15 protein-coding genes are annotated in these 22643 nt (G+C 46.2%); 9 read left to right on the top strand and 6 right to left on the bottom strand.

Going from position 1 to position 22643, the window contains the following annotated elements; genetic code table 11:
- Positions 1-129: 129 nt before the first annotated feature.
- Both RDN79_RS13300 and RDN79_RS13305 read right to left on the bottom strand, forming a co-directional pair.
- The gene (locus RDN79_RS13300) at positions 130-3195 is read right to left on the bottom strand and encodes a DUF6383 domain-containing protein (RefSeq protein WP_308573238.1); all 3066 of its coding nucleotides are present in this window, start codon (positions 3193-3195) and stop codon (positions 130-132) included.
- 875 nt (positions 3196-4070) lie between these two features.
- Positions 4071-5711 carry a fumarate hydratase gene (locus RDN79_RS13305; RefSeq protein WP_298552020.1) on the bottom strand — a complete coding sequence of 547 codons (1641 nt, stop codon included), beginning with the start codon at positions 5709-5711 and terminating at the stop codon, positions 4071-4073.
- A gap of 468 nt (positions 5712-6179) precedes the next feature.
- Between RDN79_RS13305 and RDN79_RS13310 the strand changes: the two genes are divergently transcribed.
- The 8 genes from RDN79_RS13310 to RDN79_RS13345 all read left to right on the top strand — a co-directional run bounded on the left by RDN79_RS13310 (position 6180) and on the right by RDN79_RS13345 (position 13786).
- Positions 6180-6650: a hypothetical protein gene (locus tag RDN79_RS13310; RefSeq protein WP_298552018.1), complete on the top strand. Its 471-nt coding sequence runs from the start codon at positions 6180-6182 to the stop codon at positions 6648-6650.
- The gene (locus RDN79_RS13315; RefSeq protein ID WP_298552016.1) at positions 6647-6937 is read left to right on the top strand and encodes a helix-turn-helix transcriptional regulator; all 291 of its coding nucleotides are present in this window, start codon (positions 6647-6649) and stop codon (positions 6935-6937) included. Before RDN79_RS13310 ends, RDN79_RS13315 begins: the two co-directional genes overlap by 4 nt.
- Positions 6921-7139, top strand: coding sequence for a hypothetical protein (locus tag RDN79_RS13320; protein WP_298552014.1), 219 nt, complete (start codon positions 6921-6923; stop codon positions 7137-7139). The genes RDN79_RS13315 and RDN79_RS13320 overlap by 17 nt, the downstream gene beginning before the upstream one ends.
- A 177-nt stretch (positions 7140-7316) precedes the next feature.
- Positions 7317-8969: a trypsin-like peptidase domain-containing protein gene (locus tag RDN79_RS13325; protein WP_298552012.1), complete on the top strand. Its 1653-nt coding sequence runs from the start codon at positions 7317-7319 to the stop codon at positions 8967-8969.
- Between the two features lie 243 nt (positions 8970-9212).
- Positions 9213-10904, top strand: a complete 1692-nt coding sequence (locus RDN79_RS13330; protein ID WP_298552010.1) for a hypothetical protein — start codon at positions 9213-9215, stop codon at positions 10902-10904.
- Positions 10905-11015: 111 nt separating this feature from the next.
- Positions 11016-11672 (top strand): hypothetical protein, encoded by a 657-nt coding sequence (locus tag RDN79_RS13335; RefSeq protein WP_298552008.1) that lies wholly within the window; start codon positions 11016-11018, stop codon positions 11670-11672.
- A gap of 118 nt (positions 11673-11790) precedes the next feature.
- Positions 11791-13443 carry a hypothetical protein gene (locus tag RDN79_RS13340; protein ID WP_298552007.1) on the top strand — a complete coding sequence of 551 codons (1653 nt, stop codon included), beginning with the start codon at positions 11791-11793 and terminating at the stop codon, positions 13441-13443.
- A gap of 91 nt (positions 13444-13534) precedes the next feature.
- A complete protein-coding gene (locus RDN79_RS13345) occupies positions 13535-13786 on the top strand; it encodes a DUF6722 family protein (RefSeq protein ID WP_298552005.1) in 252 nt (83 codons plus the stop codon).
- Between the two features lie 249 nt (positions 13787-14035).
- On the opposite strand, the gene RDN79_RS13350 is transcribed toward RDN79_RS13345, so the two are convergent.
- The 4 genes from RDN79_RS13350 to RDN79_RS13365 are packed head-to-tail and all read right to left on the bottom strand — an operon-like array spanning position 14036 to position 20703.
- On the bottom strand, positions 14036-15505 hold the full coding sequence (locus RDN79_RS13350; protein WP_298552003.1) for a glycoside hydrolase family 28 protein: 1470 nt from the start codon (positions 15503-15505) through the stop codon (positions 14036-14038).
- Positions 15506-15555: 50 nt separating this feature from the next.
- Entirely contained in the window at positions 15556-18438 is a 2883-nt protein-coding gene (locus RDN79_RS13355; protein WP_298552001.1) for a glycosyl hydrolase, read from the bottom strand.
- A gap of 15 nt (positions 18439-18453) precedes the next feature.
- Positions 18454-19206 (bottom strand): glycosyl hydrolase family 28 protein, encoded by a 753-nt coding sequence (locus RDN79_RS13360; RefSeq protein ID WP_186929472.1) that lies wholly within the window; start codon positions 19204-19206, stop codon positions 18454-18456.
- An 18-nt stretch (positions 19207-19224) separates the two neighbouring features.
- Positions 19225-20703 carry a glycoside hydrolase family 28 protein gene (locus RDN79_RS13365; RefSeq protein ID WP_298552080.1) on the bottom strand — a complete coding sequence of 493 codons (1479 nt, stop codon included), beginning with the start codon at positions 20701-20703 and terminating at the stop codon, positions 19225-19227.
- 178 nt (positions 20704-20881) lie between these two features.
- On the opposite strand from RDN79_RS13365, the gene RDN79_RS13370 reads away from it, so the two are divergent.
- Complete coding sequence (locus RDN79_RS13370) at positions 20882-22642, top strand: DUF6057 family protein (RefSeq protein ID WP_298551998.1); 1761 nt, start codon at positions 20882-20884, stop codon at positions 22640-22642.
- Position 22643 lies beyond the last annotated feature (1 nt).

Raw genomic sequence — 22643 nt, forward strand, 5'->3', positions numbered from 1 at the left:
TTCAATTCAATATACTTTAGTATTATTAATATTAAATCCGGCCGCCTGTTCGCCTGTCGCAGGGTAATTGCCGTTTTCACGGCACGCGGCCAAACATTTTAGAATTATTTGATTATAAAATATCTTCCTTTATTTTACAATTGCCTTAACAGCAGCTTCGCCTTCGACAGCTACTACTACCACACCTTGAGGAGTAGCGATTGCAGCGTTGTCGGAAGTCAGAACCGTATTGGCTACTACCTGGCCTAAGATGTTGCTGATGACCACCTTCTTGCCGGCAGCGTTAGCGATGGTTACCTGGCCTTCGCCTGCGATAACCGTTACTTCAGATACTGCTACGCCTTCGTTGGCGGTAGGAGCTTCTGTTGCAGCCATATTGAACTGAGCAGCTTCATTGATGCTCGGAACCATTACCAATACATCATTACGAACGGCAATGAATTTGTTCGATTTCTGGTTTTCCAGAGAGATGGAACCGTTTTCGTTAGCAGTGAATGCCCAGTTGGCAATGTTTCTATGATTCTTCTTGATGACTACAGTGTCTTTATCAGCAATAGCATGTCCGTTGAACAATGTGATTGTATCGGCTTCAACAACACCTTCCAGGAATCCAACGCGAGGAAGCGTCTCACTTGTGTAACCGTCAATCTTTACAGAATCTTCGAAAGATACCAGATAGTTCATTTCACCCTTAGCCTTGCAGTCGTCAGAGATATTCTGGCCTGTAGCAATGTAGTACAACGGTTTGTTTACATCAGCCATCGTTGCTGTGTCGACATACATCTTCAGGTTATCGATCGTGTAATCAGCTTTCAGTTCCTGGCCTACGCGTTTCAGGGCGGCAAAGTTGTCTGATGTGATTGTCAGAGCCATTGCGTTGTCTGTTGACAGCGTGATAGTCTGGTGAGCCGGTTTCTGGATTGTCTTGTCGTAATCAGGAGTACCGTCTTCGATCATAAATACAGTGTTGGATGCTGCGTTGTCGTATTCAGTCTGACTAACAGCGCCGTCGGTAATGTTTACAGATACTTTCTGGTCATACAAACCGCTCTGCGTACGAACACCGGCTTTTATACCGGAAGCCATAGTGAAAGAAGTGCTATATGCGCCATTAACAGTAATAGCACCTGTAAGATCTGTAGTCGGCGTATAAATCTTTTCCATAACCAAAGAATATTTGTCTTTGCCTACAGCCTGGAAGTAAACAAAAGCAGTATCCGTTTCTGAAGTAGTCAGCACTGCTGTTGCATTTGTTGCATTCGCATTTTCCCATGCTACAGAAGTCATCTTATAAGAATTCAATGCCTTGTCATAAGCCAGATAAGATTTCTTGTCGGCACTCAACAACATATAAGAAGTACGTTTCAGAGAGTCATTTTCAGTATCACCAAACTTCATTTCTTTATTCGGTTTCAGGCGGAACATTACTTTCTTGTCAGCATCAACAGTTGCAACGATAGCAGAGTCTTTTGTCGTCAGATAGACTGGATCATTGCTCAAAGCCTGAACCTGAATAGCAAATGTCAGGTTATCAACCTGAGAAGCAGTGAATTTCTTATAACCGACATAGTTGCCAGTAGCTTCCGGACATTTAACCAAAGTAACAGTCTTAGAACCGATCATATATACTCCATTGGCAGCATCAACATCATAAGCTGTCCCATTAGCACCAGTCAGTTCATTTCCACTTTCGCGGTTAACCAACTTGTAAGAAGTGCCGCCATTAGAAACCAGATTCCACTGGGTTGAAGGAACATAAGCAGAGGCAGAAGCCGATTTAGCGTCACCGGCAACCCAATAGTTACTTGTAGCCTTGTTGTCTTCATCCATTTCTTTTACGAAATAAGCAACCTTTGTATCAAGGTTCTTAACTGCGGTAGAAGAACCGAAAGTGATGGACATGTTCTTGTAGGCTTCCAATCCTTCAACTGTAGCTTTATCACCCAATGTCAATGCTTTTGCATCTTTCAATACGTTGATGAATGCCAGGTATCCGTCTGCGGCAGTATTTACAGCTAAAGCAGTATTTGCAGGACTAATATTTGCAGCATAAGTACCTTTCTTTTCAACATCGCCCCAATATTGATCAGTAGCCGGAGCAGTCGGTACAGCAACTGGATAGATATCTACATTTCCTTTTGAATAGTTGTAAGAAACCGAGAACATATAAGAAGCCAAGTCGCGTCCCTTAGCCGGAACCAAACTCATACCATCCGCAGAAATACCGATTGTATCTTCTGTAAATGCGAATTGAGTTGTACCTGCGATATAAGCTGTGTCGACAACTGTAAAATATTTGACTTTTTGTTTTGCCCCGTTTGTTACAGTCTTACCGGTTGCCAAAAAGACAATCTTGTTTGTTGCATCAGTGCCATCAAAAGCGATATCACCAGTAGTCGTTGTGGCAATAGTTAAATTTGCAATCGCTGTATTATCGCTATTATCTCTTGCATAAGTAATGCTATTAGTTGCTTTAACAGACAACGCCTGCAAAGTCTTTCCAGAGAAAATATTATCGTCTGAATTCGGAGTGAATGTCAAATCGAAACCTTTTGTGTTTTTCTTTGCATTCAGGTCTTTAGCAGTCAGATCAACAGGATCGTTGTCGTCAACAAGTTTCAGTTCTAATACTGTAGCACCTGTTTCAGCAGTGACAACTGCGCCACTTCCGTTTAATTGTGCAACAGCAACGACTGCACTTGTTACCGCACCACCCCAAAGATTTGTAACCGTAACCAAACCATACTCTTTACCATCTTTATAAGCAGTAAACTTTCCGGCTGTTCCCCAAGCTGCAGCTTGACTATTTACCCACTGATTCAAAACGCCATTCGCTTTGATACGGGCAGCTGCTACATTTCCTGTTTTACTTGTTTCTGTCGTTTTACTAGGAATAGCCAAAGACAAAACGGCTTTAGTTTCCTTATTCACCAGTTTGTAAACGGGAGTTGCAGTAGCCGTATTTTCTTTTGTAATCGTCCAGAAGAAACGATCATCCAAAGAACTGGCAGTTGCAGCTAAAACCAAACTGTCTGTATGGATAGCATCAACACCTAATACGGTATTACCGCTTCCAGTCTCCAAACGATAATACTTGTCCTTGTCAGGTGTAGCATCGGCTGTTGCCATCACCGTCGAAGACAAACCACCGGCTACCAGAGCGGCAGCCAAAAGAGTAGAAAATCTCTTGTTCATAATCATTAAAAATTAATTGTTAATAAAATAGTGTATAAAAGTCCAACAACTAATTTTACGAAGGGGAGAAACAACTCCCCGCGAATGATTATGAACGGGCACAAAAAAACGCGGGTCTGTTGTCTATTATCAATCTTTAGGTATCGGCAAACACCCGCTTAGTAATAATAGAACAAAAGCCCGCGCCTTATACGATATAACAATCTTCCCATAAAAATGGTAGATAAACTTATACGTAACCAGCGCAAGCATTTTCTGTCCATTATTCCACTAAGCTTAAAATTTTGCCGATTTTAAAGATTGGAATAATCTTCGTAAAATGCTTACAATATGTAATTGACCCCGCGCCCTGTGAGCCGCTGCCCACTACGGAATCGTTGCAAAGGTAAATAGGTTTTCCGAATCAACAAGAAAAAACATTCATAATTTTCCAAAACATATGGGTTACAGGACAAAAGAATACCATTTATACAACATACCCCTTAGGTTTTAGGGATAAAAAGGATGACAGTTTTTTTTATGCTTTCCTTTGCCATGTCTTTCGAAGGGAACATCAAGGGAAGGTTGGCGACACAAACGACATTGTTTCCTGCCGCGAAACAAAAGTCTCTACGGTCGAAACTTTTGTTTCACGGCTTGAAACTTTAGTTTCGACCGATGAAACTAAAGTTTCCCTTAAGTGAAACTAAAGTTTCAAAGCAAGCAACCATATGAAACTTTAGTTTCAAACTTTTCCCAGGCTGAAACTAAAATTCTTCGAGCAGGAGACTTCATCATCGATACGGCTTTAAATAAAAGAGCCGTGATGTATAATAAAAAAAGAGGGAATGATTTTTTTCACTCCCTCTCTCTTATATATTAAGGTAAAGTACGTCTTACTTACCGCAAGTGCAACGCGGTTTGATCTGTTTGAAGAAATCGTTGCCCTTGTTGTCTACCAGAATGAATGCAGGGAAGTCTTCCACTTCGATCTTCCAGATGGCTTCCATGCCCAGTTCGGGATATTCCACACATTCGATGCTCTTGATGTTGTTCTGTGCCAGGATAGCAGCCGGGCCGCCGATACTTCCCAAATAGAAACCGCCATATTTCTGGCAAGCATCCGTCACCTGCTGGCTACGGTTGCCTTTCGCCAACATGATCATGCTGCCGCCGTGGCTCTGGAACAGACCGACATACGGATCCATACGGCCGGCAGTCGTCGGGCCCATGGAACCGCAAGCCATACCGGCAGGAGTCTTGGCCGGACCGGCATAATAGATAGGATGATCCTTGATATACTGGGGCAGGTCTTCACCGCGGTCCAGGCGTTCCTTCAACTTGGCGTGAGCGATGTCGCGGCCTACGATGATCGTACCGTTGAGCGACAGGCGTGTAGACACCGGATATTTGTCCAGTTCTTTCAGGATATCGGCCATCGGCTGGTTCAGGTCGATCTTGACAGCGTCGCCTTCGCCTGCCTGGCGCAGTTCAGCCGGGATCAGTTCGCCCGGATGGCTGTCCAGCTTCTCGATCCAGATACCGTCTTTGTTGATCTTGCATTTCACGTTACGGTCAGCCGAGCAGCTAACGCCCAAACCGACCGGACAGGAAGCGCCGTGGCGCGGCAGGCGGATGATACGGATATCATGTGCCAGATACTTGCCGCCGAACTGTGCGCCCAGACCGATATTGTGCACTTCGGCCAGCACTTCTTTTTCCAGTTCGATATCCCGGAAAGCACGGCCATACTCGTTGCCGGTCGTAGGCAATTCGTCATAATAATGCGTAGAAGCCAGCTTCACCGTCAGCAGGTTCTTCTCGGCAGAAGTGCCGCCGATCACCACTGCGATATGATAAGGAGGACAAGCGGCCGTACCCAATGTCTTGATCTTTTCGATGATGAAGGGGACCAAAGTGCCGGGGTTCAGGATCGCTTTTGTTTCCTGGTACAGGTACGTCTTGTTGGCGGAACCGCCGCCCTTTGTCACGCACAGGAATTTATATTCCATGCCTTCCGTAGCTTCGATGTCGATCTGGGCCGGCAGGTTGCACTTGGTGTTCACCTCGTCGTACATGTTCAGGGGAGCGTTCTGCGAATAGCGCAGGTTTTCTTCCGTATAGGTTTTATAGACACCCAACGAAAGCGCCTCTTCGTCGCAGTAGCCGGTCCACACCTGCTGTCCCTTTTCACCGTGGATGATAGCCGTACCGGTATCCTGGCAGAAAGGAAGTACACCCTTAGCAGCAACTTCTGCGTTACGCAGGAAAGTCAACGCTACATATTTGTCGTTATCACTTGCTTCCGGATCGCTCAGGATCTTAGCCACCTGCTCGTTGTGCGAACGGCGAAGCATAAACGAAACATCACGAAAAGCGGCATTAGCCATTGCCGTAAGACCTTCTTTCGCGACTTTCAGAACCGGAGTCCCTTCGAACTCGGAAACCGAAACATAATCTTTTGTAAGCAGATAATACTCTGTCGTATCCGGGCCCAATGGGAACGGAGCCTGATACTTGAAAGGAGTTGTTGCCATAGCGTTTGTATTTTAATTTATAATATTGGTTTTAGAATCGCATCCTTGAACGGACGGGCAAACTTAGCGAAAATCTCTGGAATAAACGAATAAAAAGGGAGAAATGGCATTGACAGGCTTATTAATAAAGCATTTGCGGTGACAGATGCCGGACAAACACAGGGAATACCTAACAACGGACAAACTGAAACCACAGTAACCGACATTCCGCCGCAACATTGGCGATTACGGCAGCATAGTTTCTACACAAGTCTATGCCTCTTGAACATGGAGAAAAAGGCGGAAGCGGTAAATCTGACGGCAGGACTTTTTGGCTGACAGCCCCCTGTTAACTAAGCGGAGGGAATTGTTTTTTCTTCCCTCTGTTTGAAAAATTCATTTTACTATCATTTTAACATAAAAAGATGCTGTATTTTATTTATAAGTGAAATATTAATTATACCTTTGTGATGCAAAGAAATAAAGAACATGAGTGAAGCTGAATTAAGATTGGTAAAGGTAACCGGGAATTGCACGATATATTCCATTCAATTCTTATCGGAAGACGAGAGTGAATTTGAGCGTTTCTACGCCAAATTCAGGGATGAATCGGTTTATAACGAAGATTTTGAACGCCTTTTGAATATAATCGGACGTATAGCGGACTTTGGCGCATTTGAGCGTTTCTTCCGTCCAGAAGGAAAAATGAGCGACAGGGTATGCGCTTTGCCTGTCTTGAAATCACGTTTGCGCCTCTATTGTTTGAGGTTGTCAGATAAAATCCTCATACTTGGTAACGGTGGAGTAAAAAACACTCGAACCTATAATGAGAATGACATGCTGAAAGGTTACGTTATCACCCTTCAGAACTTTGACAAACTCATAACAGAGGGAGTTAAAAACGGTTCTATACTGGTAAAGGAGAATACAATAGAAACAGAAAACACCTTTGATATATGAAAACAGTAAAAACTTCTTTCGACGAAATGTTGGCAAGCACCTCTCCGGCTATTCAGCAAGAGGTGTCTTTGGAATTTGCCATTTCCAACCGCATCTATGAACTAATGACGGAGCGTGGTTTATCCAAATTACAGTTTGCACAGGCATTGGGCAAACATCCAAGCGAAGTGACCAAGTGGCTAAGCGGACAGCATAATTTTACGATTAAGACAATATCGCTGCTTTCTTCATTCTTTGGAGAAACATTGATAAGTATTAATCAAGAGTCCGGTGGCAGGTGCCGATGAATCGGGCTTCTACGTCAACGGCAAACTCAACTGGGCGTGGATATTGCAAAATCCAAAACTTACACTGACACGGATAGCCAAGGGACGAGGCGCAAAAGAATTTGTTTTTCACGGGACAAAAATTTGTAAAACATTGGTTTACAAAAATGTTGACAGCGCAAGAAAAGGCAAAAATGCGCTAACCACCAGAAAGGCACAGTAATAGGCACGGTTGCCAACTCGTTACCTCAAAATCGGGCACTCAGCCCAAAGCCTTTAGAATAAGGCGATATTAACGAAGAGGATTGTACATTTCCTGCCGGCATCAAGGCGGAGATGCGATTTAAAATGAATCTGAAATAGCCGATTATTTCCTTAAAATCGTATATTTGCCGCCACTATGGCAAAGCATCTTATCATATACTTCGGGTTATGCCTGTTTCTTAGTGTTTCCGTCAAGGCACAGATCAGTCATGGAGGACGCCCGTTGCCTCTCACGGCCACCAAAAGCCTGACCGAGGAAATGTTTATCACAATGCCCCCGTTCGACCTGGCGGAGCAGCTCCGGCTCGACTCGCTCGAAGCGACCGGCCTCAGGAGCGGGTTCCGTTTTGCCTATAAGTTCATGACGGACTATACGCCGGAGAACTCCGGTGTCCGTTTCACCCTGCCCGACGGGACAAAGGTCTGGCGGCTCGGAATACGTTCCGAAGGAGCGCTCTCCCTCAATATAATGTTCAGCGAATACCACCTGCCCGAAGGCGCACGGGTGTTCCTTTATAATAGCGACCAATCGGAAGTATCAGGCTCGTTCAACCACCTGAACAATTCGGAACGCGGCATTCTGCCCGTCGCCCCGATCCGGGGAGACAGACTGATCATCGAATACCAGGAACCGGCGGAAGCCGCTTTCCCCGGCAAACTCGCGGTCGGCGAGGTGAACCACGGCTACCGGGACCTCAGAGTATCGGAACCGCAGCCCGACTTTACGGCCTTCCAATGTATGCCGACCATCGCCTGCTACCAAGATACGACAACCCGCTACGACGACATCGAACGAAGCGTTGTCCTTTTGATTATCGACGGACAAATCGGCTGTACAGGTACGCTTGTCAACAACACGGCAAACGACGGGAAACCTTATCTCCTTACCGCCTCGCACTGCCTGAACAACCAGTTCCAGATCAAAAACCCGGATTATGAAGAGGTGGCGGGCAAGATCGTCTGTTACTTCAATTACAACAGCCCCCAGTGCAGCCCGGTTGAACCCGGACGCACCGACCAGACCGTCGCTTCGGCGCATTTCCGGGCCGTGAACGAATGGACGGATATGGCACTACTGGAATTGCAAGACACGCCGCCCGCCGATTACCGGGCCTATTATGCCGGCTGGAACGCACAGGACGCGGGGACAGCACCCTATACCTGCATCCACCATCCGGGCGGGTCGCTCAAGCGGCTTAACCTCGCCGAAGGGGACGTGGAACTGGCGACCTACAAAATACAGGCCACCGACTTCAATGAGAATTCGCACTGGAAGGTAGCCCGCTGGGCGACAGGCTGTACGGCCGGAGGTTCGTCCGGGTCTCCCCTTTTAGATAGCGACAACCGGGTTATCGGAGGCTTGACAGGCGGCGCTTCCAACTGTGCCAATCCGGTCGAAGACTTCTTTTTCTCCATACAAAAAAGCTGGACCGAACCGATCGATAGCAGCATGCAGCTCAAATACTGGCTCGATCCTGTCGGAATGACTGTTCCCGTCTGCAACGGAATGGACCCGAACGAAGGAGGCGGGACAGCCAACGAACGCATCGAAGCGGCAACGGATGTCAGCCTGTCTGTCGACAGGTTCCGACAAACGATCCGCATCGACTTTACAATCCCCGTCAGCCGGGCTTCGCTCACTCTGGTATCGCTCACCGGAAAGCCCGTGCGCAATTATTCCATCACCGGGCAACAGGCGATCATACCGATCGGTCCGGTCCCGGCCGGCGTGTATATCGTGAAGATTGTTTATAATAACAAACTTTATACTCAAAAAGCCTTGTTTTGATTAAAATTTGACAATAAGGGTCCGGTAAAATCCGGGAAGATTCATCGGATTCATTTCCTATCTGTTTTGACATCAGACAGGAAAAAATGGAGACAAGATTCATTAATAAGTATTAATTAGAAAGATTTTATCTCTTGTTTGCTCTTCATAACAAAAAAATGCTTTAGTTTTGCACTTTGATGGCTAAGGGATAATTGAAAGTGAATATATAAACATAGTAACATTTTAAACTTACATCAAATTATGAACAAAAAGTATTTAATGCCTTTCCTCGTATTGGCAGCAATTCTGACTTTTTCTTCTTGTTCAAACAAGTTGAAACCGTTAGCTGAAGAGTACATCAAAGCTGAACCGCAGCCGCTTGAGGCCATCGGAGGCAAAGTTCCTGTGACTATCAATGCCACATTCCCTGCAAAATGGTTCAACAAGAAAGCTGTTGTAACTGTAACTCCGGTGCTGCGTTATGCCGGTGGTGAAGCATGGGGAACTTCTTACACTTACCAAGGTGAAAAAGTAAAGGGTAACAACCAGGTTATCCCGCAGAAAGAAGGTGCCAACGTAACCATGAAATCTGCTTTCACTTACAAACCGGAAATGAAAAAATCTGAATTGTATCTGACTTTCGACGCAAAGATCAAGAACAAGACAGTTAAATTGCCGGATGTTAAAATCGGCGAAGGTGTGATCGCTACATCTGAATTGGCTGACGCAGCTACTGCCAACGCAGCTATCGCAGCAGACAAATTCCAGCGTATCATCAAAGAAGCTCACGACGCAAACATCATGTTCCTTATCCAGCAGGCCAACCTGCGTGCCAAAGAGTTGAACTCCGACGCAATCAAGGAATGGAAAGAACTTGTTAAGAATGCAGACGAAGCTCCTAACCAGAACGTGGCAATCGAAATCTCTGCTTACGCTTCTCCCGACGGTGGTGTTAAACTGAATACCGGCCTGGCTGAAAATCGTGAAGGCAACACAAGCAAATATCTGGCTAAAGAGTTGAAGAAAATGAAAGTTGACGCTCCGGTTGACGCTCGTTACACTGCTCAGGACTGGGAAGGCTTCAAAGAATTGGTAGCTGCTTCCAACTTGCAGGATAAAGACCTCGTGCTGAGAGTTATCTCTATGTACCAGGATCCTGAAACAAGAGAAAAAGAAATCAAAAATATCTCTGCCGTTTACTCTGACTTGGCTGAAACAATCCTGCCGCAACTTCGTCGTTCCCGTTTGACGGCCAACATCGAAATCATCGGTAAGTCTGACGACGAAATCAGCGCATTGGCTAAGAGCAATCCTTCTGAACTGAACATCGAAGAAATCCTGTACGCTGCTACTCTGACTAACAACGACGCAGAAAAGATGGCGATCTATACAAAGGCTTCCGAACTGTATCCTAACTGCTACCGCACTTGGAACAACATCGGTATGATGGCATTCCGCGCCGGCGACCTGGCTAAAGCAGAACAGATGTTCAACAAATCAAACTCTGTAAAAGCGAATCCGTCTGCAAACATGAACTTAGGTTTGATCGCTTTGACAAAGGGTGACCAGGCTAAGGCTCAGCAGTTGTTCGGTAGCGCAGCAGGCGTTGCTGAATTGGGCGAAGCTCTGGGTGTTCTGTACCTGGAACAGGGCGAATGGGCTAAGGCTGCCAACTCTTTCGGTTCAGTTAAGTCTAACAACGCTGCTCTGGCTCAGATCCTGACTAAGGATTACAGCAAAGCATCTCAGACTTTGAACGCAGTTGCTAAACCCGACGCTACAACTTCTTACCTGAAAGCTATCGTAGCTGCTCGTACCAACGACGCTAACGCAGTTATCAGCAACCTGAAAGCTGCTATCGCTGCCGACAAGGCTATGGCTAAAGAAGCTGCTATCGACTTGGAATTTGCTAAATATGCAACTAACAGCGAATTCGCTGCTTTGGTTAAGTAATAACAAACTTATTCCATATATCCGAAAGGCCGTCTCTGTAAAAAGAGGCGGCTTTTTTTGTTATATCCAAAACAATACGTATCTTTCGTAAGAATTAAAACGTCGGATATCATGAAAAAGCTTATTTATATCTTGCTCATCTCCCTGATCGCCACGATTTCCGGGCTATCCGCCCAGGAAGGCCAGCCCGAATACCTCTTCAACGACTTCCAGAAAAGCCTGATCTATTACAAGGACGGGAGGGTGTTCGGCGTGAAGGTCAACTACAGCTTGGCAAGGAATGCCTTTATGTTTATTGATGAAAACGATAATAATAACATCAAGCTCTTTGCCGAACCGGATATGGTAAGGACGCTGAAAATCGGTAACCGCATTTTCCAGTTGGCCTCGAAAGGCCTGGCACAGGAACGTCTGAGCCAGGAACCTTATCTGGCCGTTACCTTCAGGGGACGATCCCGCCCGCAGGGAAAACAGGTCGGATACGGAGGACGCTCGGAGACTGCTTCCGTCGATTCGTATTCGAGTATCCAGGCCAGCGGACATTCCTATAAACTCGAAACGGAGAAGATCATCATTGGCGATGTCGAAAAAAGATACACGATGAAAAAGAACGGGAAAGAAAAAACCTTCCAGACTCCCAAACAGTTCCTGAAACTATATCCGAAAGAACAACAGGAGCCGATAAAGGCGTATATAAAAAGCAATAAGATCGACTTTGACGAGCCTCAGCAGGTTCTCCAACTGGTCAAATACGCAGAGACGTTGTAACTTTCCGCCATTTAGCCAAATATCTAAATAAATCCGACAAAAAACACATTTGCATATTTGTGACTTTGCTTATTTTTGGACATCCTGGAAAATAAGAAAAACACGTATGCAAAAACAAATGAAATCACTTATAACCAACTATTTCCTGCTTATCCTTTGTGCACAGGCTTTCTTTGCCTGTGCACCCGATGCAAAAAAGGTTCCCGAACGGACATTCCGGATCATTCATAATAACGACGGTTCCGACCTGTTAGGGAACCGTTGGTTCAAGTATCGTCCGCTGACGCTTGCCGACCTGGACTCCTGTGTCGATATGGTGGCGAACTCACAGGTCACGACCTATATGATGTGCTCCGGCAGCGATTTCTTCTATGTCCGTTCCCAATATGGCCATGTGATGGGAGACGACCTGAACGGGACGTTGGATTGCGGCTGCGACACGGCCCAATATAACTCTTTCCGAAATTACTACCGGAACCATCTGAACCTGGAAAAGGAGGGGACGGACTTGGTCGCTTATACCTTAAAAAGGGCAAAGGCGAAGGGGATGGAAGCCTTCATCACCTACCGGATGAACGACCTGCATTTCAATGATACGACCACCCGTTGTCCGATCTGGTACACCGATTTCTGGATTCAGCATCCGGAATACTGGCTGAACGACACGACACAAGGTTATAACAGCGGCGGAGCTTTTGACTTTGCCATAAAGGAAGTCCGCGATCGCAAGTTGGCAATCATTTCCGAGCAATTGGAAAATTACGCCGACATAATCGATGGATACGATCTCGATTTCATGCGCTTTATCGTTTACTTCAAGTCAGGCACAGGACAGCAGAACGCACCGCTTATGACACAATTGGTAAAAGACATCCGCCAGAAAGTGGATGAGATTTCAGCCAAACAAGGCAGAAAGATCCTGCTCTCCGCACGTGTAGCGCCGACAGTCGAACAAAACATGATGAAAGGGTTGGATATACGCGAATGGCTGCGCCTCGGACTGCTGGACTTTATCAGTACAGGTGTCCATTGGAGGGGCGATCCCGCCATGCCGGTAGCCAAGTTCAGGGAAGAAATGGGGAAAGACCTCAACATACCGTTCTATAGTTCGATCGACGACGGAGGCTACCGCCCGCGAGAATTCTGGTCACACGGCATGCACAGGGGTATGTGTTCCCACATCCTCTCGCAGGGGGCAGACGGGATCTACCTGTTCAACTACTATTTCGGCGCGTTCAATTCCGAACATGACGGGAAGCTATATCTGGAAGACGGCGGCCAGGTTTGCCGCATCATGATGCCGGAACTGCTCCGGGAATTGGGATCGTTGGAAACTTTAAAAGGCAGGAATAAGATATATGCACTGTCCGACGGAGTTGTCCAGTACAATATAAAGCCAGATTCCCCCCTCCCGTTAAAAATAGGCAAAGGCGAACGGAAAGAGGCGGATCTCTATATCGGGGATTCGGTAGAAGAAGGATATCCGCAAGAAGCAATCCTATTCATCCGCACCAGTCATCCGACGGTCTGCCGGCTGACGGTAAACGGGGAAGCGGTTGAAAAGGGAATGCCGGCCTACACCCGCCTTTACGACAGGGAACGCGGGCTGGAAGGAGAAGAAAAGGAATATGCCTTTATCCTGCCCGACAAAATCCTCAAACAGGGATATAACCGCATCGGTTTCCAGTCCGAGGATGACAATACATTCACTGTCAAACGGGTGGAGATAGCCCTTAAATATGGAGATGTGAAAACGCACGGGTATTTCTAAAGCCGTCTTTATCACGAAAATAATCCATAAAAGGTAGGAAAGGTTCGAAATCTTTTCTACCTTTGTTTTCGTATAACTAAACATATTAGCTATGAAAAGAAAACAGAATGTGAATTTTCATTTGCTTCCGATTGTAAAGGAAGAAAGTGTAAGCATCCCCAAAGAGGTTGCAAGGTATTTGTTGGATATATCCAAGTTGATTATCGGGGGAGCCGTTATTACGGCGACACTGGACATTATTCCCGATAAGATGGTTGTGATATATGTCGCTGGAGCAACGGCTACTTTAGTCGCTATATGTGCATTTATTACATTAATAATTAATAAAAAAGACAGACAATGAGTGCAGCAGTTACTTTATATAGTATAATCGGTGGATTAGCTTTAGTCTACTTGATTTTCATTCTGACTCCCGCCGGAAAGCGCTGGTTAAGATCTTTGGATAAATAAACGTAAGTTTTTTCATTTGGGAAACGTACATCTTCTTCTGAAAAAATGTACGTTTTTTATGGGTATCCGCAGATTCCGCATGTTCTTTTCTCCATATAAAAAGTGTATAAGGCGGAACATGCGGAATCTGCGGATACGTGTTCTATTTTTTAATCTTCGTAGACTTGTAAGCGTGTATCTTTTCCTTCTTTCCGGCAGACGGTTCAACCACTTCGATCTTCGTAAATGTACCGTTGTGCACATCATCCAGGACGATAGCCGGACGATAGTCTTTCTTCAAAGCAGTCAACTTCACATTCTTGAAAGTGACCCCATCAGCATGGCGTACATAGAAGCCCCAGGCAGGCAACTCTTTATGCTGAGAGAATTCAGGATACGCCTTCGGCATTTCCGGAACTTTATCCAGTTCATCCAGCCCAACTTTAGCATACAACGGGTTACCGCCACCCGGATAGACGATCTCGACATTCTCAATAGAGACATTCGTAATCTTGTTATCCTGCAAACCGACAATGCCGGAAGGCGATACATTACGCGGATTATCTTCCGTCGGCCCTTCGTAGTCATAACCTGCATCCGGTTTCGTTGCCGGGACTTCGGCATAAACATTCGAGATATGTACGTTGTCCATCCGGCTGCGACGACCTTCACGGCGTTCTCCCACGACCAAATAGATGGGATTTCCGGTATTGATGGAACGAAGGCTATCCACTACCACATTTTCAACCTGTCCACCATCAACCGCTTGGATCGTTATGGCCGAGCGGAACGTGTCGAATACCGTATTATTGATAATCTTTATATTCTTGAAGCCCCCCGTCGAAGCCGTTCCGAACTTGATACCGCTGGCACTTGAACAAGCGGTGTTGTTGCGTACCTCGATATTCTGGCAAACGGCATCGGCACTATGGGATTTCAGGCAGATCGCATCGTCTGTCGCATCCACATAACAGTTTTGGATCAATGCGCCGTTACAGTCGACAATATCCATCCCGTCGTTATTCCAGTAAGCACGGCTATGCACCGTGATCCCGTCGATCAACAGGTTCTCGCACTGGTCATAGGTCTGCGTCCAGAAAGCCGGATTCATCATCGTCACCCCTTTTATCTCCACATTCTTACATTCGCGGAGATAGACCAGCTTCGGACGGTTGGCAACACGCCCCAACTGCAATTTGTCCTTGATCACCCCAGAATAAACCTGGTTGATGAAGTTATTGGCAAGTTCACGTCCGCGCCCATCGATCACTCCTTTGCCGGTAATGCCGATATTATCCTGCTTGTTCGCCAGGATCAAGCCGTACCAGGCATTCAGTTCCATATCATAATCATAAGGATTGGTGGAACCGAGCAACACGGCTCCCTCTCCCAAATGGATCGTCACATTCGACTTCAGATGAATACTGCCGGTCAGATAACGTCCGACGGTAAATACCAGACGTCCGCCTCCGTTCTCGGAAATAAAGTCGATCGCCTTTTGTATGGAGCGGGTATTCATGGTCGTCCCGTCCGACTTGATCCCGAACATAGTCATCTGATAATCCTTTGCCCCCACCGGAATCATCATTCCCGCCAGCAAACACAGGATCATTATTTTTCTCATCACATTCATAACTCTTCAATTTCTTAATTTCAGCTTCTTAATTTTTTAATTCTTAATTCTTAATTTTTAATTCTATAAGCGGTTACCGGTCCGACCAACCCCGCCGGCTGTACAACATCCTGCCTCCGGGTCCACGCCTGAGCGATCTTATTATCCTTCAGCGTCTTCATATAGTTTCCCATAACGGTTACGACATGTACCTCAACCATATTCTCTCCCTGTTTCAATCGGGTTGCGACCGGATGGATACGGCGACCATACCATTTGACACCACAGCTCTGCCCATTCACGAATACTTCGGACACACCGTGCACCAATCCGAGGTTAAGCACCGTTCCGGCAGGCGAAGAGACATTGATTTTCTTCCTATAGACAACCGTTCCGCAGAAGTTCACATAGTCCGTATCTTTCAAATCCTGCAATTTGTCGAAATGTGTCTTTTGTACCGTATTCTCACGGCTGTGACGAAATTCGACATCCCAGTCGGCAGACAGGTCTTGCAAGTCCGTACCGGAAGTAGGCAGCGGCTTGTAATCATTCCCTCTCTTTTGCTTATCGAACACAATCAGGAGAGAATCAGCCGGACCGAAGTCGAACAGGAAACTGTTGGCGGCATCCAACGGCAACCGGTACCGTTCGCCCGTTTCCAGATCCCACACCCAACCCTGACGGCCTTTTACAATCTCGTTGCTGAAGGAAATACGGGTCTGATGCGAATTATAGCGGTGCGCATAACTGAAGAAGAACATTTCTTCCCTGTTATCGCCCTGATAACGGTTCTGCATCAAGTAAGGATCAGGTTTTTCGATCGTCACATACGGTGCCAATCCATAGTCTTTCTGTACCCCCTGATACCAACCGACGAAGTCTTTTTCCGGTTTCTGGAGCAATATGAGACGTCCGTCCATCTGCTTCATCTTTTCCACCCATTCCTGCACTTCCTTATCGTGCTTGCCATGATCTTTCAGGCCGACCGATTTATGCGGATAAGCCTCGATGCAGAAGATACGCCCGCCTGAAGCCACAAAATCATACAATTTACGAGCGGTAGCCGGTTCCATACTCTCCACCTCGATCAGGAAAAGCGTTTTATATTTGCGGGGACCGTAACACAAGTAACCGTCTTTCATCTCGGCATCCCGGATGATCGATTCGGAAACATAGTCGCAACCGCTACCGTTCTTATGGATCGCCTCCCATACCAATGTCTTATATTTCACATTGGTAGTGGCGGGGAACGGCTCGTTCTGCATCCCCAACGTGCTCCACATATCGGCTATCGGATGCAGGATCGCGATATCCGCATACATGGTTCCATGTTGCAGGGCGGAAGCCATACGGCCTTTATAAGCGGTATAATATTTGAAATACGGCCACCAGTTGTTATTCTCGTTATAATAAGCCCCGTAACGAATCCATCCGGGGAACGGTGCTTCTTTCGGAGAATAGTTGAAACCGTGGAAGATGGAATGTGTCACACCGGAGATAGCCGTCTGGTCGCCTCCGATCTTCAACAACTCCAATGTCATATTGAACACGGTATAGGTATTTGTCATCTCCTCGCAACTCACCAGGCGCTTTCCCCGCAAGTGGGCGGCAGAAGATACATATTTATTGACCATCGTATAGGCACGGCCCCGGCGATAATCCTCTTCCGACATCTCCTCACCCAAACGGTGCCGCAACCAGGTCATCGTCCAGGATTCACATTCGGGAATATCATAATCCAGGCTGCTTTCGAGCGGGAAGAAACCACGTCCGTAGGCTTGTGCACGCGATTTGACGTTCAGCCCCTTGCACCAGTCCAGATAAGTCCGTGTAAAACGCTCGCGCAACAGTTCGGCTTTCGTATATTCGAAGTCATAGCGTACACGCTGGATCGTATCGTCCAGTTCGGGTGTGAACTGCACCTTCGGCTCATAGGTCAACACATTCCCCATACTCCCCATCTTAAACAGGATGAAAGGCAGGTACGGTTGCACATCATATCCCCGGCGTCTCTTGAACTCTTCCGCCATATCATACGACCAGTTCGAACCTTCCAGTTCCATGCTGTCGGTGAACAGGGAACGGATATTGCCGGACAACGGGCCTAAACGGTTCTGGATCTTGTCCGACATATTATTCAGATATTTCTGTACGGCCGGCTTGTTGAAGTGGTTCAACACCGGTCCCGTAGCACCGGGAGCGCCATTGATCACTTCGAGGAAACCGCGTATCTTGACTAAGGCAAACAAGACATATTTCCCATCGGGCACTTTGAACTTGAACGTCCCGTCCACCTCCTTCCCCATCAGGTCGATAGCCTGGTCAAGCCTGCCAAACGGTTCGGGGACCAACTGCAAGGATACTAACTCCATCTTCTTTCCGAGGAAGGGAGAACTGATAGCAGGATCGGCTGCACAGAACAGACCGTCGCGAGAGACTTCATAATCGATCGGGCCGCTCAGTTTCTCAGAGTAGTTCACGACAACATCCGCCCGTTCGTCTCCCGTCAGGAACTCCGCCCCGAACGGCCAGCCGGAACCGACGATCAGATCGCAGGTCATATCGAGCGACTTCGCCTCGTCAAAAGTCACCCGTAACATGTCGATCCATTCGTCACTCAGCCAGGACAGCGACTTCTTTCCCAGATCGTCCGTGTCATTACCGGGGAATTTGACCGGATTGATCTCTACTCCTCCGATACCTGCATCCTTCAATATGTGCAGTTCGCGTTTCAACTCGTCGGCTTCCACTTTATCCCCGTTCCACCACCAACGGACAAACGGACGGTAAATGGATTGCGGATCGCGAAATAATTTATATAGTTCACCGGAACGCAAGGCTGCTCCCGTCACCTCACCGGTCGCATCGACCGCACCCCACAACGGCATACGGCTACCGACAGCACAACCGGCCGTCCATAAAACACTCTGTTTGATAAAAGATCTCCTCTGCATAGTTTTTTCCTCCTTTTATTGATCGCTTGAGACAGCTTTGCCATCTGGTGTTATACAATTTGTAAATATCAGGTTGCGGGATGTCCCGGCACTCTCCAACGGATTCCCTGTCATATTGAAGTAGCAATCCGTCATCTTCACTCCGTCACAGCCGGAAATCGAGATTGCTTTCCGGTCCGATGCACCTGCATTCACAACGACTTTGTCGACTGTCACATTGCGGCAATCCTTATATATTTCGGCGATGTTTGCTGCATCCTGCAGGGTAACCTGTTCGATTTTCACATCCTCGCAGCCCGCCATACAGATCAAAGCCGGTGCATAACCGGATATATTCCCTTCAATATGGCCTTTCTGCAATTGCTCTTCCACACTTGCCCGCACGGCGATGCTACGGCCATCGATGATGCCTTTTCCACCGATACCGATATTCTTTTGCTTGTCTGCGTAAATAATCGCATTACATTTCTCCACCCCTTTAAAATCATACACAGATGGGACAGCAACCAAGACGGCTCCCTCTTCGATACGGATCGTCACATTCGACTTCAGTTCGATCGAACCGGTCAAATAACGGCCCACATAAAAAATAAGCCGGCCACCTCCCTGTTCACTGATATAATCGACAGCCCGCTGGATGGAACGGGTATTGAGTGTCACCCCGTCCGATTTGATCCCAAACATCGCGACCTGGTAATCCTTCGCCGAAAGCCCCGTCACAAAAACCAGCAGCCCTATCACACTTGCAAATAATTTATTTCTATACATATTCTTATTCTTTATATTTTAATCTTCCGACTTTTTATAGGGGAATATTTGTTCTTTACCCTCGCTTTCCGGCTCTATGAACCGGACATTCTTGAATGTAACCCCCTCCGCATCATCTGTTACGATTGCCGGACGGTAATCTTTTTTCAAAGCCTTAAAAGTCACATTATCAAAAGTGATCCCCTCGGCATGACGGATGTAGAAGCCCCAGGCCGGCAATTCCTTAAACTGCGAAAACTCCGGATAGGAAGTTGCCATTTCAGGGATGCTGTCCAATTCTGCCGGTGTCAGTCCCCGGTAAGCATAGTAGGGATTACCGCCTCCGGGAGAAACGATCTCGATATTCTGAAGCGTCACGTTCTGAATCTTATATTCAGGCAATCCGACAATGCTGGCGGGTGAAATATTACGGGGAAGGTCTTCGATCGGCCCCTCATAATTATATCCGGCATCCGGTTTATCCATCGGGATCTCGGCATAGACATTCTTGATCGTAATATTCTTCATGACCGGTTTCTTCCCTGCACTCCAACGGTCACCGATACGGAGGTAGATCACATTTCCGGTATGGATGGAGCGCACGCCGTCCACCTCAATATTTTCAATCAGAGCACCGTCGACCGCGGCAAACGTTATGGCCGAACGATACGTATCGTATATCTTGATATTCTTCACCTTGAAATTACGAAAACCGCCACGGGAGACTGTTCCGAATTTCAATCCGCTGGCGCTCGAACGGCCTACACAGTTCTCGACCACCACGTTCTGGCACATGCTGTTCGCATCGTGCGATTTGAAGCAAAGGGCATCATCCGCCGCATCGATAAAAGAGTTTTTCAGCACGACGCCGTCGCAGTCCACAATATCTATACCGTCATTATTCCAGTAAGATTTACTATCGACCTGTATGCCGTCGACATACAGATTCTTGCATTGATCGTAGGTCTGGTTCCAGCTTGCCGGGTCCCGCAGGGTGATATCCTTGATCGTCACATTCTCGCATTCACGGAAATAGATATTCTGCGGGCGGTTCGTCTCGTTCGGACGGCCCAGTTTCAGAGGATCTTCGTAGATACCCCGTTGGATATAGTCCACCATATTGTTGGCGGTTTGGAAACCACGCCCATCGATCGTCCCCTTTCCCGTTATACCGATATTCTGCTGTTTGACAGCAAAGATCATAGACATCCAGCGAATATACGGATCTTTTTCGTAATCCCAGGGATTGGTCGAACCGAGCAGGGCCGCCCCTTCCTCAAGATGAAGCGTCACATTCGATTTCAGGTAAATCGTCCCAGTCTGGTAATTGCCCGCAGTAAAGACCAAACGCCCCCCACCCTGCCCGTTCACAAAGTCGATTCCTTTCTGGATGGAGTTCGTATTCAACGTCTTGCCATCCGCTTTCACCCCGAAATCCGTGGCATAATAATCCTTGGCCGACAGGCTCGCCCCGCATATCAAGGCGAGGCAAAGAATAAAGAATTTGTATCTGTTCATCATAATACAGTATTTACATTTAATTGATAATGGCATTAGAATCATTCAAGTTACAAATTTATTTATGATTCACAGGGCTAACCCTATGCTTTTGATATTAATAATTAAAATTTTGGCAAAAGAGGATTTATAGAACTAATCAATAAGCTATATTTGTAGAGTAAATATTCTTTAAGAAATGGAGAAAAAGAAATATAATCATATCATCAGATGGGCTTTTTGGGGATCGACAGGCCTTATCTTGTTCTTATTCCTACAATATAGATATGCATTCTATTTTCTTTACATAGAACAACTACAGTTATTCCCGCTAACAAATGATTACTTTATACAAAAGCTCTCCACTCCTGGGGGATTTGTCTCCTATTTAGCTGAATTTATGACGCAATTTTATAGCTTGCCTTATGTCGGAGCATCTATGACAACCATACTTTTCCTTTTCGGATGCTTTTGCATGCAAAAAATAACAAACAAATTAGCGCCTGCTTTCGACAGTTTGATAGTAGTTACTGTTCCAATGGCCTGTTTCTGTCTTTTACAATTAGATATGAACTACCGCCAAGAAGGAACCGTAGCATTCATTCTTGTCCTCGTTTTCTTTTATTTATTTATCTGCCTGCCTCATTTCTATTTACGATTGACAGCATCCGTCATTATACCTGTTATCCTTTTTGGGCTGGCGGGGCCAACTACCACATTATTTATAACGGGTGTCGTGATTTGGGCTCTACAAAAGCGACCACCCCGTGAATACTGGAGTTTGCTTTCTATTCCAACATGGCTCATGCTTAGCTGGTTATCATGCTATCAGGCGTGGCAAAGCAATATATGGGAAAGTTTCATTCCCAATATCTATTATACAGATCTTTCACAAGTTTCTAATTTATCTTTTTTATACTGCGCCTGGATATCTTTTCCTGTGTCATTGTTCATAACCGTATCTATCGGAAGAAAGATCCATATAGCACACAAACGGATCATTTTCTTCCGCCTTTTTGAACTCGGAATCATTTTTGCCGGTTTTTGGTTCATATCTGAAAAAACCCAGGACACAACCCTACTTGCCAATATGGAACAAGATTACTATTTAAGAAACAAACGTTGGAAAGATATCATCTCTACTTTCCCTGCGCAGAAAAGCGACTTGCAAACCATTAATATTTTGAATCTTGCATTGTCCAATGAAGGCAAACTGGATCAAGACCTTTTCAAATATCCCCAACGAGGCGGTGAAACATTGTTGTCGAATTGGGATGAACGACTTTCAGGGGCAATCGCACAAGCCGACTTACATTATATGATAGGAAATATCGGAGCAGCTCAAAAATATGCCTATGAAGGATATATACTTTCCCCAAACGGTAATCCCCGGCTTCTAAAGCGATTGATCGACACGAATCTGATCTTCGGTTTCTATCCGGTAGCAGAGAAATACATTACGATCCTGGAACAGACCTGTTTTTACAAGAAATGGGCTCAGGAACATCGAAAATATCTGAACAACGACAAAATGGTCGAATCAGATAGTGAATACGGCCACAAACGAAAAGCCCTTAAAGAAAATCCAGACGAAACGGTCTGTTTGGATTTCACTCGTGTACTCGAACGCTTGGCTGCAAACAACCCCGACAATCCGATTCCTCTGCTCTACTTGACGACTTTCCATCTATTGAATAAAGATTTGACCTCTTTCGATCATCTTTATAAAAAATACTATCAAACAAAGATATGGCCGACACTGACTATCCGTCAACAGGAAGCCGTCATAGCCTGGTATGAGGACCAACGCCCTGACTGGCCAGAAAAAGGGATCAGCCCTGAAACAGGACAACGCTATTTAGCATTAAAGGGCGCATTGCAAAACCACAATTTAGGGAACAAGGCTATAGCCTCATTTGAAGACACTTACTGGTATTATTTACTGTTTAAAAAAGAATGAA

Source organism: uncultured Parabacteroides sp. (assembly GCF_902493135.1).
GTDB lineage: Bacteria > Bacteroidota > Bacteroidia > Bacteroidales > Tannerellaceae > Parabacteroides.